The following is a 16,083-nucleotide window of genomic DNA, read 5'->3' as shown; positions in this document are numbered from 1 at the left end:
ATCAGGCCGGCTGTGGCGCAGGCGCCTTGGCGACCGAACAGAGGCGGATCGAGTCGGCGAGGATCTCGATGGCCTTTGGCCGTGGGAAGCTGGCGCGCCAGGCGATGGCCACGGTTCGGAACGGTGCAGGCGCTGTCAGTGGACGCACTTCGATGACGCCCGGGGCGTAGTGATGGCTGTGCACCGCCGACAACGGCAGGATCGAAACACCCAGGCCCGAGGCGACCATATGCCGGATGGTCTCCAGCGAGCTGGATTCGACCGTGGTGTGCTTCGAAGCATCGTTACCCTTGTTCAACGTCGGGCAGGCTTCGAGCACCTGGTCGCGGAAGCAGTGACCCTCGCCAAGCAGCAGCAGGCTCTTGTCGTTGAGCAAGGCGGTGTCGATGGTCTTCTTGGCGGTCCAGGGGTGGTCGGCCGGCATCAGCGCACAGAACGGCTCATCGTACAGCGGCAGCGTCAGAACGTCGGCCTCGTTGAACGGCAGCGCGATGATCACCGCGTCCAGTTCGCCGTTGCGCAGTTTCTCGCGCAGCACGTGGGTGAAGTTCTCTTCGATGTACAGCGGCATCTGCGGGGCGACCCGGTGCAGCTGTGGAATCAGGTGCGGGAACAGGTAGGGGCCGACGGTATAGATGGCGCCGACCTTCAGCGGTGCGGTGAGCTGGTTCTTGCCGGCCTGGGCCAGTTCGCGAATGCCCTGGGCCTGCTCGAGCACCTTCTGCGCCTGGGCGACGATGCTTTCGCCGACCGGTGTCAGGCGCACGGCGCTCTTGCTGCGTTCGAAGATCAGCACGCCCAGCTCGTCCTCAAGCTTCTTCACACCGACCGACAGGGTCGGCTGGCTGACGTGGCAACGCTCGGCTGCGTGGCCGAAGTGCTGCTCCTGAGCGAGTGTGACGATGTAGCGGAGTTCAGTGAGGGTCATAACGTGCGTCCATGAAGTTGCGGCCCCAGCATAGCGGGTGCAATCGATAGACGCACGTTATCAGACTTGCGGTTTTGTGACAGATGCAATGTATCAGCGCTTGTCCAACGAGTAGACGAAGGGCGCCACTACCTCGATCGTGCCATTGTTCAACAACTCCGCAGGCGGCTTGGGTACCGTGCCGGCGCGGCGGATCATGTCCATCGTCGCGCGGTCCAGTGCAGCACTGCCTGAGCCTCCGGCCAATGAATACGACAGCACCTTGCCTTCGGCATCGACCACGAAGCGCAGTCGGTTGATCCCTTGCAGGCCACGGCGACGCGCGTCTTCCGGGTACCTCTTGTACTTCGCCAGGTGACGCAGCAGGTCGCTTTGCCACGTCGGCAGGGCGTTGCTGTTGGAGGCGATACTCGGCTGCGGCGCTGCCGATTTCTGCGGCGGCGCGTTGCTGGGCGCGGTATCGGCCACTTGTTCCTTGGCCGGTGGTTCGTCCTTCGGCGGCTCAGGCTTTTTCTCGGGCTTGGGCGGCTGGGGCTTGGCCTTCGGCTTGGGCGGCTTCGGGATCGCGATTTTCGGTTTCGGAGCCTCCACCAGCTTGGGCAGCGGTGGCTCTTCGACCGGCGCAGGCGGCTGTGGAGCCGCTTTCGGTGGTGGCGGTGGCGCGGGCTCTGGGATCGGCGCCAGCTCGACCATCATCGCTGCCGGCGGCAGCTCGATAGCCTGGGGCACCGACCAGTTGAGCGTCAGCACTACGGCGATCACGTGCACACCGAGCACGGCTGCGAGGCTGCCACCGTAGCGCACCAGGTTGGAGCGCTTGTTCGTCATTTCTTGGCTGCCGTCTCGAGTCCGACCAGACCGACCTTGAGGTAGCCGGCCGCGCGCATGGTGTTCATCACTTCCATCAGATCGCCGTAGTCAACACCCTTGTCGGCCTGGAAGAAGATGGTGGTTTCCTTGTCGCCCTTGGTCTTGGCGTCGAGCATCGCGCCAAGCTGTTCGGGCAGGGGCACCGCGTCATCGCCGACGTACAGCTTCTTGTCGGCCTTGACGCTGACGAACACCGGTTTCTCGGGCCTCGGTGCGGGTTTTGCGGTCGAGGCCGGCAGGTCGACCTTGATGTCGACCGTCGCCAGTGGTGCGGCAACCATGAAGATGATCAGCAGTACCAGCATCACGTCAATGAACGGCGTGACGTTGATTTCGTGGTTTTCGGCGAGGTCGTCGCCACCTTCGTTGAGATGCAGGCCCATGGCTTACCCCACTTTCACCATGTGCGGGGCGGCGCGCTCGCCAGCCTGATGGTCCAGGTCACGGCTGACCAGCAGCAGGACCTGCGCCGAGGCGTCGGAGACCTGCGCCTTGTAGCCGGCGATGGAACGGGCGAAGACGTTGTAGATGACCACGGCCGGGATCGCGGCGACCAGGCCCAGGGCGGTGGCCAGCAGGGCTTCGGCGATGCCTGGGGCAACGACGGCGAGGTTGGTGGTCTGGGTCTTGGCGATGCCGATGAAGCTGTTCATGATCCCCCACACGGTGCCGAACAGGCCGACGAATGGCGCGGTGGAGCCGATGGTGGCGAGCACGCCGGTGCCGCTGCTCATGTTGCGACCGCTGGCGGCGACCAGACGCTCCAGGCGGAAGCTGACACGTTCCTTGATGCCTTCTTTCTCGCGGGCGTTGGCCGACAGGCGCATTTCCTCGAGGGCGTCGTGGACCAGGGTGTGGGCCAGGGTGCCTTCCTTGTGGGCGACGCTGCTGGCTTCTTTCAGGCTGGCGGACTTCTTCAGCAGGGCGATTTCACTGCGCAGGCGACGCTTGGCGCCCATCAGCTCGAAGCCCTTGGCGATCCAGATGGTCCAGGTGATGATGGAGGCGATGACCAGGCCGATCATCACCGCCTTCACGACGATATCGGCGTTCTTGTACATGCCCCATGGGGACAGGTCGTGGGCCATGCCCAGCGAGGTGTCCTCGACCAGCGCTTCGCCGTTCTCGTCTGCTGGCGCCTGGGCCTCGGTGGGCTCAGCGGCGTTGGCAGGTGCCTGGCCGGTGGCGGCCGGATCAGCCGGAGCGACTGCCGCAGGAGGGGTGGCGCCGTTGGCGGCAGGCTCTTCAGCCATGGCGGCCGGGGCCAGCACCAGGCTGAACAGCAGCGCGGCGATGGCGCGCCAGGCGCGCGACGTGGTTGGCGAAGCGGAAGGTTGAGTACGAGTCATGCTGGCCGGACCTGATGAAGAAAAATAAGGTGGTGTTCTCCATGGCCTCGAGGCGGGCCGAGAACTGATCAGGGCGCCATTATTGCAAGTAATTCTTGTTAACAAAAGTAATAGAGTAACTTTTTTTACGCCTTGGATAGCCGCTGATCGTCTAATACGGCTAGCCTGGGCCTTTCGTTATGGAGTGAAGTGATGTCGGATCTGTCCGCGATGATCGTAGGTTGTGGTGATGTAGGCAGCCGCCTGGCCCGGCAACTGCTTGCTCGCGGCTGGCAGGTGCATGGGCTGCGCCGCACGGTGGGACAACTGCCTGCAGGCGTTCTGCCGGTGGCGGCCGATCTGTCCGACGCCAGTGTTCCTGCCGCCTGGCCCGAGCGTTCGCCGGACTACCTGGTGTATTGCGTGGCGGCCAGCCAGCACGATGAAGCCGGTTATCGGGCCGCCTATGTCGAGGGTTTGCGCAACATACTGGCCTGGTTGGCGCACAAAGGGCAACGCCCGCGCCGCTTGCTGTTCGTGTCCAGCAGCAGTGTCTATGCGCAGCAGCACGGCGAGTGGGTCGAGGAAGGTGCGGCCACCGAGCCCGAGGGGTATTCGGGGCGGATCATGCTGGAGGCCGAACGCCTGGCGCTCGAGAGCGGGATTCCCGCCAGCGTGGTGCGCCTGACGGGTATCTATGGTCCCGGCCGCGAATGGCTGCTGAGCCAGGTGCGCCAGGGATACCGGGTGGTCGAGGAGCCACCGCTGTACGGCAATCGCATTCATGCCGAGGACGCGGCCGGGTTGCTGGCGTTCCTGCTGCAGGCTGACGGGGAAGGCGTGGAGTTGCAGGACTGCTACATCGGTGTCGACGACGATCCAGCCCCGCTGGCCGAGGTGGTGGCCTGGCTGCGTCAGTACATGGGCGTTACCGAGTGGTCGGACGAGCAGCGCGTGCGCCGCACCGGCAGCAAGCGCTGCAGTAACGCGCGGGCGCGGGCGCTGGGTTGGGCGCCGCAGTATGCGAGCTACAAGGAAGGCTACGCGGCGATCCTTAAAGGCTGAAGCCAAGCCTCCACACCACCGGTGTCGAGGCTGGCCGGGTATCCCTGTGGAAGCGGCGGTTCGGCGCCCCGACTTGCCCGCGAATCGGATACCGCGCTGCATGGCACCGGCTTCGCCGGTGATCGCGGGACAAGCCCGCTCCCACAGGGATTGGGCTGGCTGTCAGATTCTGGACGAGACAATTGCTCCTGCAAGTAGCGGATCAGTCGCGCTCAAGCACCCACTGCCGCGCGCCAGCCGCGAGCTCCGGCATTTCGTCGGGCTGCGCCCGGTTGACCGCGCGGAAGATCTCCAGCTTGTCGTCATCACGCTTGAACACCCAGGGGGCGCCGCGTTGGTCGCGCTCCAGCCAGAGGCTGTCGTTGTCGCCGCCCATGGACGCGCAATCTCCGGCCAGGCACAGGGCGTAACGGTCCAGATCGGGCAGGCCGGTCACGCCGCCGTCGTCGGCGAAGCGGACCTTGGCGCCCTGGCCCGGGCCTTCGACGATCTTCCATTCACCGCCCAGGTATGCCTTGTACAGCGCCTTCTCGAAGCTGCCGCCCAGTGGGGCGTCGGCCGGTGCCGGGGGCTTGCTGCGCACGAAGGTCTGTTTGGCGCCGGAGGTATCGGTCGTTTGCAATTCGTCGCCGTCGAGGCTCAATCGCTCGCTCTGGCCGCCTTCGAAATTGGCTTGCCATTGTTTGTCCGCCGCGACGAGGCTGCCCTCGGCGGCTTCGAAGCCATTGCTGTAGCGAGCTTGCTGGCTGGCGACGTCGATCTTCCATTCGAACACCGGGCCATGGCTGGAGAGCGCCTTGCGCAAGCTGTCGCCCTTGACGGCGGCGTCGATGGCATCCTGGTTGATCCAGGTGCCGTTGAAATCTTCAGGTTTGTGGCTGGCGCAGCCGCCCAGAAGCAGGGCTGCCAGCGCGAGAGGCAGGGCATGACGCATGGTGGGAACCTTCAGGAAGGGAAGGCGGCAGGCCGGGCGCCTGCCGCCTGGGGCATCACTCGATGACGAGGATGGCGTCCATCTCGACTTGCGAGCCCTTGGGCAGGGCAGCCACGCCGATCGCGGCGCGGGCCGGGTAGGGCTGCTCGAAGTAGCGGCCCATGACCTCATTGACCTTGGCGAAGTGGCTCAGGTCGGTGAGGAAGATGTTCAGCTTGACGATATCCTTGAACGAACCGCCAGCGGCCTCGGCAACAGCCTTGAGGTTTTCGAAGACTTGCACGGTCTGTGCCTCGAAGCCTTCAACCAGCTCCATGGTCTTGGGGTCCAACGGAATCTGGCCCGACATGTAGACGGTGTTGCCGGCCTTGATCGCCTGGGAGTAGGTGCCGATGGCGGCAGGGGCCTTGTCGCTGTTGATGACAGTCTTGGTCATGTTGACTCCTTGCGGTTGACGGACTACGCACGCGTTCGGGTGATGCGGACCACGCCGGTCAGGGTGCGCAGCTTCTTGATCACGCGAGCCAGGTGCACGCGGTCGCGCACGCTGACCACCAGTTGGACCACGCTGACGCGACCGTCGCGCTCATCCATGCTGATCTTCTCGATGTTGCCGTCGGCGGCGTTGACGCTGCTGGCCAGCAGGGCGATCAGGCCGCGCTGGTGCTCCAGCTCGACGCGCAGTTCGACGTTGAACTCGCCGGTGACGTCCTTGGCCCAGGAGAGCTGCAGGCACTTCTCCGGGTTGTGCCGGATTTCACTGATGTTGCGGCAGTCTTCCAGGTGGACGACCATGCCCTTGCCCGCCGACAGATGGCCGACGATGGGGTCCCCCGGGATCGGCGTGCAGCACTTGGCGTAGCTGAGCACCAGGCCTTCTGTGCCGCGGATCGCCAGCGGGCCCTCGGGCGATGGCAGTTGCTCGCCTTCGGCCGACAGCAGGCGGCGTGCGACCACGTAGGCCATGCGGTTACCCAGGCCGATGTCTTCGAGCAGGTCTTCGACGAGCTCCAGACGGTATTCGGTGAGGATGGCCTGGACGCGCTCGTCGGCGATCTTGTCCAGGCTGCTGTCGAAGCCGGTCAGCACTTTGTTCAGCAGGCGTTCGCCGAGGCTGATGGATTCGGAGCGGCGCTGCTGCTTGAGCGCATGGCGAATGTGCGTGCGCGCCTTGCCGGTCACCACGAAGTTGAGCCAGGCCGGGTTCGGGCGTGCGCCCGGGGCGCTGACGATCTCGACCGTCGAGCCACTTTGCAGCGGCTCGGAGAGCGGTGCCAGGCGACGGTTGATGCGGCAGGCGATGCAGCTGTTGCCGACGTCGGTGTGCACCGCGTAGGCGAAGTCGACGGCCGTGGAGCCTTTGGGCAGCTCCATGATCCGGCCTTTGGGGGTGAAGACGTAGACCTCGTCCGGGAACAGGTCGATCTTCACGCTCTCGATGAACTCCAGCGAGTTGCCGGCCCGCTGCTGCAGCTCGAGGATGCCCTTGACCCATTGGCGGGCGCGGGCGTGGCTGCCCTTGGGCTGCTCTTCCTCGTTCGACTTGTACAGCCAGTGCGCCGCGATGCCGTTATTGGCCATCTCTTCCATTTCGCGGGTGCGGATCTGGATTTCGATGGGCACGCCGTGCATGCCGAACAGCGTGGTGTGCAACGACTGGTAGCCGTTGGCCTTGGGAATCGCGATGTAGTCCTTGAAGCGCCCCGGCAGCGGCTTGTACAGGTTGTGCACGGCACCCAGCACGCGGTAGCAGGTGTCGACCTTGTCGACGATGATGCGGAAGGCGTACACGTCCATGATTTCGTTGAAGGCGCGGCGCTTGCCGCGCATCTTCTTGTAGATGCCATAGAGGTGTTTCTGTCGGCCGCTGACCTCGCCCTCGATGCCATCCGCGGCCAGGCAGTTGGCCAGCGAGGTCTCGATCTTGGCGACGATTTCCTTGCGGTTGCCGCGTGCGCTCTTCACCGCCCGGTGAATGAGCGAGGAGCGCATGGGGTGCATGGCCTTGAAGCCCAGGTCCTCGAACTCCACGCGCACGGTGTGCATGCCCAGGCGGTTGGCGATGGGGGCGTAGATCTCGAGGGTTTCCTTGGCGATGCGCCGGCGCTTTTCGCCGGACAGCACTTCCAGGGTGCGCATGTTGTGCAGGCGGTCGGCCAGCTTGACCAGGATCACGCGGATATCGCGGGCCATGGCCATGGCCATCTTCTGGAAGTTCTCGGCTTGCGCCTCGGCCTTGGTCTCGAAGTTCATCTGGGTCAGCTTGCTGACCCCGTCGACCAGCTCGGCGACGGTTTCGCCGAACTGCTGGCTGAGAGCTTCCTTGGCGATGCCGGTGTCTTCGATCACGTCGTGCAGCATGGCGGCCATCAGGCTCTGATGGTCCATGTGCATATCGGCGAGAATGCTGGCGACCGCCAGCGGATGGGTCACGTAGGGCTCGCCACTGCGGCGGCGCTGGCCATCGTGTGCCTGCTCGGCATAGAAATAGGCCCGGCGCACCAGATTGACCTGGTCGGGGCCCAGATAGGTCGACAGCCGCTCGGCGAGGGCTTCTATACCCGGCATGGTTTCACCTCTTGCAGAGGAAGAGGATCGTGTGCCGCGCGACGTCGACCGGGCATGAATCAGACGGCCTCGTTGTTCTCGTCCTCGAACGCAGCGAACACCGGATCCTCGGTGACGATCTCTTCGGCGGCGATGAATTCATTGGTCACGATGCCTTCGGCGATTTCGCGCAGGGCGACGACGGTTGGCTTGTCGTTTTCCCACGCCACGCGTGGCTCTTTGCCGCCGGTGGCCAGTTGGCGGGCGCGCTTGGTCGAGAGCATGACCAGCTCGAAGCGGTTATCCACGTGTTCCAGGCAGTCTTCAACAGTTACGCGGGCCATGGTCTTCCTCAGTAGCAGATGCGATTAGCGTGCAGCCCAGAATGGGCAGGCGGACTCGATAGTTTAAAAAATCACCAGCCAATAGGGAAGGCCTGTTTTGTCTGGTGATCCGTGTCAGCTGCTCGTGGGAGCGGGCTTGCCCGCGAAAGGGCCGTAACAGACGGCCTCTCACTTGAATCTGACGATAACGCTTCCCGCCCCGCGAACACAACAGCTTCACAACATCGCGTCACGCAATCGCGGGGTCAGCTCCTCGAACAGCGTCTGCACCGAGCGCAGCGCGCGGCAATCGGGGCGGGTCAGCAGCCACAACTGGGTGTCGCAGCCTGGCAGCGCGCCGCTCAAGGCCTCGACGCCGGGCAGGGTATCGACCATATAGTCGGCCAGTGCCGCCACCCCCATGCCGGTGCTGACCAACTGAGCAATGGTCGACATGCCACTGCACTGGTAACGCGGGATCAGGTCGGGGTGCTGCTGGTTGCGCCAGACCACCGTGGGGTGGTCCTGCATGGCGTCGTCCGGGGCGATCCACGGCACGCTGTTTGGCGACTCGGCCAGGCGCTCGCGAAACTCCGGGCGGCCGCAGATCACGTAGGACGTTGAGCCCAGGCAGCGTCCGACCAGGTGCTCCGGCGGTGTGTTGGTCAGGCGCAGGGCGATGTCGGCGTCGCGGCGGCTGAGGTTGGCGAAGGTGTTGGAGGTGCCCATCTCCAGCGACAGCGCGGGGTAGTTGGGCATGAACTCGGCCAGCGCGGGGAGCAACAGGCTGTGCAGCACGGCTTCGGTGCAGGTCAGGCGCACCGTGCCGCTGACCACCTGCTCGCCGCTGGTCAGGGCGATGCGCGCGGCGTCCAGCGCCTGCTCGGCACGCTCTGCCTGTTCGGCGAGGGCCTGCGCGGTGTCGGTCGGCAGGTAGCCCTTGCGGCTCTTGACGAACAGCGCAGTGCCCAGCGCCGACTCCAGCCGCCGGATCGAGCGGAATACCGTTGAAACATCGACCTTAAGGAGCTCGGCGGCCTTGGCCAGTGAGCGGCCACGTTCCAGTGCCAGGACCAGGGCGAGGTCCGCGTGATTGATCTGATATTGCATTTGTGCACGCTCTGCTTGCCGATTTGCCAATGTCTGTTGCACTGGAGCCCACTTTATAGTGGAACGGCCCCCGGGAATCAATGCGCCCGGCGAGCGACAGAATTCCCCCACGATGGGGCAGTGAAAAGAACAACAGCAGCAACCATCGTCGCCCTCGAGGCGCCAGCCGTATCCCCACATCGCCGCTCCGAATCAAAGGATGTACAGCCATGACGTCGGTCTCCCCGTGCGCCCGTTCTTCCCGCGAGATGAATGAATTCCTGGAAGCCCACCCGGACACGCAGTACGTCGACCTGTTGATCTCCGACATGAACGGCGTGGTGCGCGGCAAGCGCATCGAGCGGGCCAGCCTGCACAAGGTCTACGAGAAGGGCATCAACCTGCCGGCTTCACTGTTCGCCCTGGATATCAACGGCTCGACCGTCGAAAGCACGGGCCTTGGTCTGGACATCGGCGACGCCGACCGCATCTGCTACCCGATCCCGGGCTCGCTCTCCAACGAACCCTGGCAGAAGCGCCCGACGGCGCAGTTGCTGATGACCATGCACGAAATCGAAGGCGAGCCGTTCTTCGCCGATCCACGCGAAGTGCTGCGCCAGGTGGTGAGCAAGTTCGATGCGCTGGGCCTGGATATCTGCGCGGCGTTCGAGCTGGAGTTCTACCTGATCGACCAGGACAATCTGAACGGTCGACCGCAGCCGCCGCGTTCGCCGATCTCGGGCAAGCGCCCGCAGTCGACCCAGGTCTACCTGATCGATGACCTGGACGAGTACGCCGACTGCCTGCAGGACATGCTCGAAGCCGCCAAGGAGCAAGGCCTGCCGGCCGATGCGATCGTCAAGGAAAGTGCTCCGGCGCAGTTCGAGGTCAACCTGCACCACGTCGCCGACCCGCTCAAGGCCTGCGACTACGCGATCCTGCTCAAGCGCCTGATCAAGAACATCGCCTACGACCATGAGATGGACTCGACCTTCATGGCCAAGCCCTATCCGGGCCAGGCGGGTAACGGCCTGCATGTGCACATCTCGCTGCTGGACAAGAAAACCGGCAAGAACATCTTCGCCAACGATGACGCGCTGCAGAGCGAAACCCTGCGCCACGCCATTGGCGGTGTGCTGGAAACCATGCCGGCGTCGATGGCCTTCCTGTGCCCGAACATCAACTCTTACCGCCGCTTTGGCGCCCAGTTCTATGTGCCGAACGCACCGAGCTGGGGCCTGGACAACCGTACCGTGGCCCTGCGCGTGCCCACCGACAGCAGCGATAACCTGCGCATCGAGCACCGTGTCGCAGGGGCCGATGCCAACCCTTACCTGATGCTCGCCGCGATTCTCGCAGGCATCCACCACGGCCTGACCAACAAGGTCGAGCCCGGCGCGCCGATCGAGGGCAATTCGTACGAGCAGCTCGAGCAGAGCCTGCCGAACAACCTGCGTGACGCCTTGCGCGCGCTGGATGACAGCGAAGTCCTCAACCAATACATCAGCCCGGAATACATCGACATCTTCGTGGCCTGCAAGGAAAGCGAGCTGGCGGAGTTCGAAGTGTCGATCTCCGACCTCGAATACAACTGGTACCTGCACACGGTGTAAGCCCATGAGCGCAAACGCGGTTCCCTTGATCGGTGTCAGCGCCTGCCGCCAGCAGGTTGGGAAGAACTCGTCGCACACGGTGGGCGACAAGTATGTCGAGGCGGCAGGTTTTGCCGGGTTGCCGCTGATCCTGCCGGCGCGCGACACGGCCAGCGACCCGCAGGCGCTGCTGGCGCGCCTGAATGGCATTCTTTTTACCGGCTCGCCTTCAAATGTCGAGCCGCATCATTACAATGGCGCCCCCAGCGTGGACGGTACCCGGCACGACGTTGCGCGTGATCGCCTGACCCTGCCGTTGCTGCAGGCCGCCATAGCCGCCGGCGTGCCGGTGTTGTGCATCTGCCGTGGATTCCAGGAACTCAACGTGGCCTTGGGTGGCACTCTGCACCAGCGGGTGCAGGAACTGCCCGGCTACCTGGACCACCGCGAACCTGAGGACGCACCCCTGGAGGTGCAATACGGGCCTCGACACACGGTCGGCATTGCGCCGGGCGGATTGTTCGAGCGCCTGGGCCTGGCTGCGCAGTTCGAGGTCAACTCGCTGCATAGCCAGGGCATCGACCGTCTGGCCCCGGGCCTGCGTGTCGAGGCACGGGCCCCGGATGGCCTGATCGAAGCGGTGTCGATGACTGATGCGCCGGGCTTCGTGCTTGGCGTGCAATGGCACCCGGAGTGGCGTTTCGCCGAAAACCCGGTCTCCCTACGTCTGTTTCAGGCGTTTCGCGAGGCCTGCATTGCCCATGCTGCTCGGGAGGGTTCGCGCCAGAAGGCATTCTGACGTTACCCGAAGGTCTCGGATGACCCACCCCCTGCAGCAAGCTTTCAATGAGTGAAAGCGGGCCTTGTTCGCAAGGCCTGTGAAAACAATACCAATAGCAACGGCAAATAACTCATGAGCGAATACACAGAAGCCGGCCGCCCTCCCGATGTGGCGGCCGACGCGGGCAGCAACACCCAGCGTGCCAGCAAAGGCCTGGCCAAAGGTCGCCTGGGCCTGCTGGCCAGCGTGGTGCTGGGCATCTCCACCATTGCCCCGGTCTATACCCTGACCGGCGCCCTCGGCCCGACCGTACGCGAAGTCGGCGCCCATCTGCCGGCGGTCTTCATCGTCGGCTTCCTGCCGATGCTGCTGGTTGCCCTCGGCTACCGCGAGCTGAACGCCGCGGAGCCCGACAGCGGAACCTCTTTCACCTGGTCGGCACGTGCCTTCGGCCCGATGATCGGCTGGATCGGTGGCTGGGGGCTGGTCGTTGCCACCACCATCGTGCTGTCGAACCTGGCCGGTGTGGCGGTCGATTTCTTCTACCTGTTCATCGGACAGATCACGGGGCACCACGCGTATGCCGCGCTGGCGGACAACCTGCTGATCAACGTCACCACCTGTTGTGCGTTCATCGCCCTGGCGGTGTGGATCTGCTGTCGGGGCATGGGCACCACCATGACCGTGCAGTACGGCCTGGTCGCCCTGCAATTGCTGGTGTTGGTGGGCTTTGGTTTCGCGGCTTTCGGCGAGACCACTGCGCCGCCGCCGCTGGAGTTCGATTTCGCCTGGTTCAACCCCTTCGGTGTCGAATCGTTCTCGGCCTTCGCGGCCGGCCTGTCGCTGTCGATCTTCATCTTCTGGGGCTGGGACGTGTGCCTGACCGTCAGCGAAGAGTCCATCGGCAGCGACGAAGTGCCCGGCAAGGCGGCCACCTGGACGGTGCTGCTGATCCTGGGGCTGTACCTGTTCACCGCCATTGCCACCTTGCAATTCGCCGGTATCAGCGACAGCGGCCTGGGCCTGGGTAATCCGCGCATCCAGGAGAACGTCTTCGCCCACCTGGCCGGCCCGGTCATGGGGCCGCTGGCGATCCTGATGTCGATTGCGGTGTTGGCCAGCACCGCGGCATCGCTGCAGTCGACCTTCGTGTCTCCTGCGCGCACCCTGCTCGCCATGGGCTACTACGGTGCCGTGCCGCAGCGTTTCGCCAGCGTCTGCCCGCGTTCGCAGACGCCGCGCTACGCGACCATCTGTGCGGGCGTGGCGGCGGCCTTGTTCTACGTGACCATGCGCACCCTGAGCGAGAACGTGCTGGCAGATACCATCACCGCGCTGGGGATGATGATCTGCTTCTACTATTCGCTGACCGCGTTCGCCTGTGTCTGGTACTTCCGCGACAGCCTGTTCGACAGCCTGCGCCACTTCTTCATGCGCGGCCTGTGCCCGCTGGTGGGTGGGGTGATCCTGTCGGTGATCTTCGTGCGTACCGCGATCGACAGCGCTTCGCCCGACTTTGGCAGCGGCTCGCATGTAGGCGGGCTGGGGCTGGTATTCGTGATCGCGGCGATCATCTCGGTGCTGGGCATCGTGCTGATGATGCTGTCGCGGCTGCGCGCCCCGGCGTACTTCCTCGGGGCAACCTTGCAGCAGCAGGCGAAACTTCAGTTGCAGGAATAAGGCGTAGGTGGGGCTGCTGTGCAGCCTAATCGCGGGGCAAGCCCGCTCCTACAGGTGCGGTGCCGTACCTGTAGGAGCGGGCTTGCCCCGCGATTGTTTCAGCCGACCAACTGCTTCAACAGCGCACCATGGCGCTGCTGCTGCTTCTTGAGCAGCAACCGGTTCGAACGGAACACCGACTTCAGGTCTTCGAGCGCGTCTTCGAAGTCGTCGTTGACGATGACGTAGTCGAACTCGTTGTAATGCACCATCTCGCTGACCGCTTCCTTCATGCGCCCGGCAATGATCTCTTCACTGTCCTGGCCGCGTCCGTCCAGACGCTGACGCAGGGCTTCCTGGCTCGGTGGCAGGATGAAGATCGACAGGGCCTCGGGCATCAGCTTGCGCACCTGCTGCGCACCCTGCCAGTCGATTTCCAGGATCAGGTCGAAGCCTTGTTCGAGGGTTTCCTGCAGCGCGCTGCGCGAGGTGCCGTAGTAGTTGCCGAACACCTCGGCGTGCTCGAGGAAGTCGCCTTGGGCGATCAATGCCTTGAACTCCTCGTGAACCACGAAGTGGTAGTTCACCCCGTGAGCCTCGCCCGGGCGCATGGCGCGGGTGGTATGGGAGACAGACACGCGGATCTGCTGGTCTTGCGCGGTCAGGGCGGTGACCAGGCTGGTCTTGCCGGCACCGGAAGGGGCCGAAACGATGTAGAGGGTGCCGCTGCTGTGGTTCATGGTGGGGTGGCCTTACTCGATGTTCTGTACTTGTTCACGCATCTGTTCGATCAGCACCTTCAGGTTGACCGCGGCCTGGGTGCTGCGCGGGTCGAAGGCCTTGGAGCCGAGCGTGTTCGCCTCGCGGTTGAGTTCCTGCATCAGGAAGTCCAGGCGTCGTCCGGCGGCGCCGCCCGACTTGAGCACTCGGCGCACCTCGGTGACGTGGGTGCTGAGGCGGTCGAGTTCTTCGGCGACGTCGCTCTTTTGTGCCAGCAGTACCATTTCCTGCTCCAGACGCTGCGGGTCGAGTTCGGCCTGCAGGTCGTTGAAGCGGTCGACGATGCGCTGGCGCTGGGCTGCCAGCATCTGCGGCACCAGGGTGCGCAGTGTGGCGACCTCGCTGGTCATGGCGTCCAGGCGCTCGTTGATCAGTCGTGCCAGCTCCTGGCCTTCGCGCAGGCGACCGGCCTTGAGTTCGGCCAGCGCCTCGTCGAACAGGGCGATGGCTTCGGCGTTGAGGGCCTGCGGGTCGGCGGCATCGGCCACCAGCACGCCGGGCCAGGCCAGCACTTCCAGCGGGTTGAGCGGCGCCGGCTGCTTGATCAGCCCGGCCACGGTCTCGGCGGCGGCGACCAGTTGCGCGGCGCGTTCGCGATCGACCTGCAGCGGCTTGCCGGTGCTGTCGTCGGACAGGCGCAAGGTGCATTCGACCTTGCCGCGCGACAGCCCCTGGCGCAGACCTTCACGTACCGCGCCCTCGAGGTCACGCAGGGCTTCCGGCAGGCGCAGGTGCGGTTCGAGATAGCGATGGTTGACCGAGCGCAGCTCCCAGGCCAGGGTGCCCTGGCTGCCGGCGCGCTCGACGCGGGCAAAGGCGGTCATGCTGTGCACCATGGGGAGTACCTCGCGAATTCGGTTTGTACGGGGGAAGCCTTTCGGCTGCAAGGCGCAGGATTGTAGCGCAGTGCGGCGGTGACGCCCAATCGAACCATGCTACAGGGCGGGGCTGCTATCGGTGGGAAAAGTCGACGGGGTGCGAGGCTGCGACAATAGGCATGTCCTCCCAGGACGCGCGGCTCTATAATGGCCGCCAGATTCGATTTCCGGTACAGGTATCCCAGATGAAACGTCCAAGTGGTCGCGCTGCCGATCAGCTTCGCTCGATCCGCATCACCCGCAACTACACCAAGCACGCCGAGGGGTCGGTACTGGTCGAGTTCGGTGACACCAAGGTCATCTGCACGGTCAGCGTCGAGAACGGTGTTCCGCGCTTCCTCAAAGGCCAGGGCCAGGGTTGGTTGACCGCCGAGTACGGCATGCTGCCGCGCTCCACTGGCGAGCGTAACCAGCGTGAGGCCAGCCGTGGCAAGCAGGGCGGTCGCACCCTCGAGATCCAGCGCCTGATCGGCCGTTCGCTGCGTGCGGCACTGGACATGAGCAAGCTGGGCGACATCACGCTGTACGTCGACTGCGATGTGATCCAGGCGGACGGCGGCACTCGCACCGCTTCGATCACCGGCGCCATGGTCGCCCTGTGCGACGCCCTGGCGGTGATCAAGAAGCGTGGCGGTCTAAAGGGCGGCAATCCGCTCAAGCACATGATCGCCGCAGTGTCGGTGGGCATGTACCAGGGTGAGGCAGTGCTGGACCTCGACTACCTCGAAGACTCGGCTGCCGAAACCGACCTCAACGTGGTCATGACCAGCGCCGGTGGCTTCATCGAAGTGCAGGGCACTGCCGAAGGCGCGCCGTTCCAGCCTGAAGACTTCAACGCCATGCTGGCGCTGGCGCAGAAGGGCATGACCGAGATCTTCGACCTGCAGCAGGCTGCATTGGCCGACTGAAGCTGCGCCAAGGAGGCGATGGACCCATGAGTGAGACGAATCTGCCGATCGAAACGCCGAGCGCCGAAGTTCGGCAATGGGCGATGTTCTGCCACTTCAGCGCCTTGCTCGGGCTGGTGATGCCGCTCGGGCATCTGCTCGGGCCACTGGTGATGTGGATCTGGAAGCGTGAGGTCGATCCGTTCGTCGATGCCCAGGGCAAGGAGGCGCTGAACTTCCAGATCAGCGTCACCATTGCCGGATTCATCTGCTTCCTGCTGATGTTCGTGGTGATCGGCATCGTGCTGTTCGCCATCCTGGCAGTGGCCGTGCTGATCCTGATCATCCTTGCAGGGGTTCGGGCCAATGAAGGCAAGCCGTACCGCTATCCGCTGATCTGGCGGCCGATCAAGTAGCCCCGC

The 16,083-nt window shown here is 64.4% G+C and carries 17 protein-coding genes; 6 read left to right on the top strand and 11 right to left on the bottom strand.

What is annotated here, in order from left to right; translation table 11 throughout:
- Nucleotide 1: 1 nt before the first annotated feature.
- From ACK3BK_RS24955 to exbB, 4 genes are all read right to left on the bottom strand, one after another.
- On the bottom strand, nucleotides 2–928 hold the full coding sequence (locus ACK3BK_RS24955; protein WP_054894878.1) for a hydrogen peroxide-inducible genes activator: 927 nt from the start codon (nucleotides 926–928) through the stop codon (nucleotides 2–4).
- A gap of 93 nt (nucleotides 929–1,021) precedes the next feature.
- Nucleotides 1,022–1,756 carry an energy transducer TonB gene (locus ACK3BK_RS24950; protein ID WP_186670071.1) on the bottom strand — a complete coding sequence of 245 codons (735 nt, stop codon included), beginning with the start codon at nucleotides 1,754–1,756 and terminating at the stop codon, nucleotides 1,022–1,024.
- Complete coding sequence (gene exbD, locus ACK3BK_RS24945; RefSeq protein WP_186670069.1) at nucleotides 1,753–2,181, bottom strand: TonB system transport protein ExbD; 429 nt, start codon at nucleotides 2,179–2,181, stop codon at nucleotides 1,753–1,755. The genes ACK3BK_RS24950 and exbD overlap by 4 nt, the downstream gene beginning before the upstream one ends.
- A gap of 3 nt (nucleotides 2,182–2,184) precedes the next feature.
- On the bottom strand, nucleotides 2,185–3,147 hold the full coding sequence (exbB, locus tag ACK3BK_RS24940) for a tonB-system energizer ExbB (protein ID WP_186670067.1): 963 nt from the start codon (nucleotides 3,145–3,147) through the stop codon (nucleotides 2,185–2,187).
- A 192-nt stretch (nucleotides 3,148–3,339) separates the two neighbouring features.
- On the opposite strand from exbB, the gene ACK3BK_RS24935 reads away from it, so the two are divergent.
- Nucleotides 3,340–4,191 carry an SDR family oxidoreductase gene (locus tag ACK3BK_RS24935; protein WP_411383502.1) on the top strand — a complete coding sequence of 284 codons (852 nt, stop codon included), beginning with the start codon at nucleotides 3,340–3,342 and terminating at the stop codon, nucleotides 4,189–4,191.
- 202 nt (nucleotides 4,192–4,393) lie between these two features.
- Here ACK3BK_RS24935 and ACK3BK_RS24930 read toward each other — a convergent pair whose 3' ends face one another.
- The 5 genes from ACK3BK_RS24930 to ACK3BK_RS24910 form a co-directional block, all read right to left on the bottom strand.
- A complete protein-coding gene (locus ACK3BK_RS24930) occupies nucleotides 4,394–5,125 on the bottom strand; it encodes a hypothetical protein (protein WP_411383501.1) in 732 nt (243 codons plus the stop codon).
- Between the two features lie 55 nt (nucleotides 5,126–5,180).
- Nucleotides 5,181–5,561, bottom strand: coding sequence for a RidA family protein (locus ACK3BK_RS24925; RefSeq protein WP_029612280.1), 381 nt, complete (start codon nucleotides 5,559–5,561; stop codon nucleotides 5,181–5,183).
- A 23-nt stretch (nucleotides 5,562–5,584) separates the two neighbouring features.
- Nucleotides 5,585–7,693 carry a bifunctional GTP diphosphokinase/guanosine-3',5'-bis pyrophosphate 3'-pyrophosphohydrolase gene (spoT, locus tag ACK3BK_RS24920; protein ID WP_186670062.1) on the bottom strand — a complete coding sequence of 703 codons (2,109 nt, stop codon included), beginning with the start codon at nucleotides 7,691–7,693 and terminating at the stop codon, nucleotides 5,585–5,587.
- 59 nt (nucleotides 7,694–7,752) lie between these two features.
- On the bottom strand, nucleotides 7,753–8,016 hold the full coding sequence (rpoZ, locus tag ACK3BK_RS24915; protein ID WP_003253383.1) for a DNA-directed RNA polymerase subunit omega: 264 nt from the start codon (nucleotides 8,014–8,016) through the stop codon (nucleotides 7,753–7,755).
- A gap of 216 nt (nucleotides 8,017–8,232) precedes the next feature.
- Nucleotides 8,233–9,105, bottom strand: coding sequence for a LysR family transcriptional regulator (locus tag ACK3BK_RS24910; protein ID WP_186670061.1), 873 nt, complete (start codon nucleotides 9,103–9,105; stop codon nucleotides 8,233–8,235).
- A 209-nt stretch (nucleotides 9,106–9,314) separates the two neighbouring features.
- Here ACK3BK_RS24910 and ACK3BK_RS24905 point away from each other — a divergent pair, with 209 nt between their 5' ends.
- From ACK3BK_RS24905 to ACK3BK_RS24895, 3 genes are all read left to right on the top strand, one after another.
- Nucleotides 9,315–10,697 (top strand): glutamine synthetase family protein, encoded by a 1,383-nt coding sequence (locus ACK3BK_RS24905; protein ID WP_054894870.1) that lies wholly within the window; start codon nucleotides 9,315–9,317, stop codon nucleotides 10,695–10,697.
- 4 nt (nucleotides 10,698–10,701) lie between these two features.
- Nucleotides 10,702–11,475 (top strand): gamma-glutamyl-gamma-aminobutyrate hydrolase family protein, encoded by a 774-nt coding sequence (locus ACK3BK_RS24900; RefSeq protein WP_186710925.1) that lies wholly within the window; start codon nucleotides 10,702–10,704, stop codon nucleotides 11,473–11,475.
- Nucleotides 11,476–11,589: 114 nt separating this feature from the next.
- On the top strand, nucleotides 11,590–13,137 hold the full coding sequence (locus ACK3BK_RS24895; protein ID WP_411383500.1) for an APC family permease: 1,548 nt from the start codon (nucleotides 11,590–11,592) through the stop codon (nucleotides 13,135–13,137).
- A gap of 98 nt (nucleotides 13,138–13,235) precedes the next feature.
- Here the strand turns inward: ACK3BK_RS24895 and gmk are convergent, their stop codons facing one another.
- On the bottom strand, nucleotides 13,236–13,856 hold the full coding sequence (gmk, locus tag ACK3BK_RS24890) for a guanylate kinase (RefSeq protein WP_186670058.1): 621 nt from the start codon (nucleotides 13,854–13,856) through the stop codon (nucleotides 13,236–13,238).
- A gap of 12 nt (nucleotides 13,857–13,868) precedes the next feature.
- A complete protein-coding gene (locus ACK3BK_RS24885; RefSeq protein WP_186670057.1) occupies nucleotides 13,869–14,732 on the bottom strand; it encodes a YicC/YloC family endoribonuclease in 864 nt (287 codons plus the stop codon).
- 227 nt (nucleotides 14,733–14,959) lie between these two features.
- Between ACK3BK_RS24885 and rph the strand changes: the two genes are divergently transcribed.
- Both rph and ACK3BK_RS24875 read left to right on the top strand, forming a co-directional pair.
- Nucleotides 14,960–15,682, top strand: coding sequence for a ribonuclease PH (gene rph / locus ACK3BK_RS24880; RefSeq protein WP_186670055.1), 723 nt, complete (start codon nucleotides 14,960–14,962; stop codon nucleotides 15,680–15,682).
- Nucleotides 15,683–15,708: 26 nt separating this feature from the next.
- The gene (locus tag ACK3BK_RS24875) at nucleotides 15,709–16,077 is read left to right on the top strand and encodes a DUF4870 domain-containing protein (protein ID WP_054894864.1); all 369 of its coding nucleotides are present in this window, start codon (nucleotides 15,709–15,711) and stop codon (nucleotides 16,075–16,077) included.
- The last annotated feature ends 6 nt before the right edge of the window (nucleotides 16,078–16,083 follow it).

Origin of the sequence: Pseudomonas sp. L7 (genome assembly GCF_046605565.1) — a bacterium.
GTDB lineage: Bacteria > Pseudomonadota > Gammaproteobacteria > Pseudomonadales > Pseudomonadaceae > Aquipseudomonas > Aquipseudomonas wayambapalatensis.
The sequence above is the reverse complement of the archived record's forward strand: the minus strand, read 5'-3'. Positions and strand labels throughout refer to the sequence as shown.

What these genes read in the sequence shown, in the direction of transcription:
- ACK3BK_RS24955 (WP_054894878.1), bottom strand. Translation starts at nt 928, where the DNA reads ATGACCCTCACTGAACTCCGCTACATCGTCACACTCGCTCAGGAGCAG.
- ACK3BK_RS24950 (WP_186670071.1), bottom strand. Translation starts at nt 1,756, where the DNA reads ATGACGAACAAGCGCTCCAACCTGGTGCGCTACGGTGGCAGCCTCGCA.
- exbD (WP_186670069.1), bottom strand. Translation starts at nt 2,181, where the DNA reads ATGGGCCTGCATCTCAACGAAGGTGGCGACGACCTCGCCGAAAACCAC.
- exbB (WP_186670067.1), bottom strand. Translation starts at nt 3,147, where the DNA reads ATGACTCGTACTCAACCTTCCGCTTCGCCAACCACGTCGCGCGCCTGG.
- ACK3BK_RS24935 (WP_411383502.1), top strand. Translation starts at nt 3,340, where the DNA reads ATGTCGGATCTGTCCGCGATGATCGTAGGTTGTGGTGATGTAGGCAGC.
- ACK3BK_RS24930 (WP_411383501.1), bottom strand. Translation starts at nt 5,125, where the DNA reads ATGCGTCATGCCCTGCCTCTCGCGCTGGCAGCCCTGCTTCTGGGCGGC.
- ACK3BK_RS24925 (WP_029612280.1), bottom strand. Translation starts at nt 5,561, where the DNA reads ATGACCAAGACTGTCATCAACAGCGACAAGGCCCCTGCCGCCATCGGC.
- spoT (WP_186670062.1), bottom strand. Translation starts at nt 7,693, where the DNA reads ATGCCGGGTATAGAAGCCCTCGCCGAGCGGCTGTCGACCTATCTGGGC.
- rpoZ (WP_003253383.1), bottom strand. Translation starts at nt 8,016, where the DNA reads ATGGCCCGCGTAACTGTTGAAGACTGCCTGGAACACGTGGATAACCGC.
- ACK3BK_RS24910 (WP_186670061.1), bottom strand. Translation starts at nt 9,105, where the DNA reads ATGCAATATCAGATCAATCACGCGGACCTCGCCCTGGTCCTGGCACTG.
- ACK3BK_RS24905 (WP_054894870.1), top strand. Translation starts at nt 9,315, where the DNA reads ATGACGTCGGTCTCCCCGTGCGCCCGTTCTTCCCGCGAGATGAATGAA.
- ACK3BK_RS24900 (WP_186710925.1), top strand. Translation starts at nt 10,702, where the DNA reads ATGAGCGCAAACGCGGTTCCCTTGATCGGTGTCAGCGCCTGCCGCCAG.
- ACK3BK_RS24895 (WP_411383500.1), top strand. Translation starts at nt 11,590, where the DNA reads ATGAGCGAATACACAGAAGCCGGCCGCCCTCCCGATGTGGCGGCCGAC.
- gmk (WP_186670058.1), bottom strand. Translation starts at nt 13,856, where the DNA reads ATGAACCACAGCAGCGGCACCCTCTACATCGTTTCGGCCCCTTCCGGT.
- ACK3BK_RS24885 (WP_186670057.1), bottom strand. Translation starts at nt 14,732, where the DNA reads ATGGTGCACAGCATGACCGCCTTTGCCCGCGTCGAGCGCGCCGGCAGC.
- rph (WP_186670055.1), top strand. Translation starts at nt 14,960, where the DNA reads ATGAAACGTCCAAGTGGTCGCGCTGCCGATCAGCTTCGCTCGATCCGC.
- ACK3BK_RS24875 (WP_054894864.1), top strand. Translation starts at nt 15,709, where the DNA reads ATGAGTGAGACGAATCTGCCGATCGAAACGCCGAGCGCCGAAGTTCGG.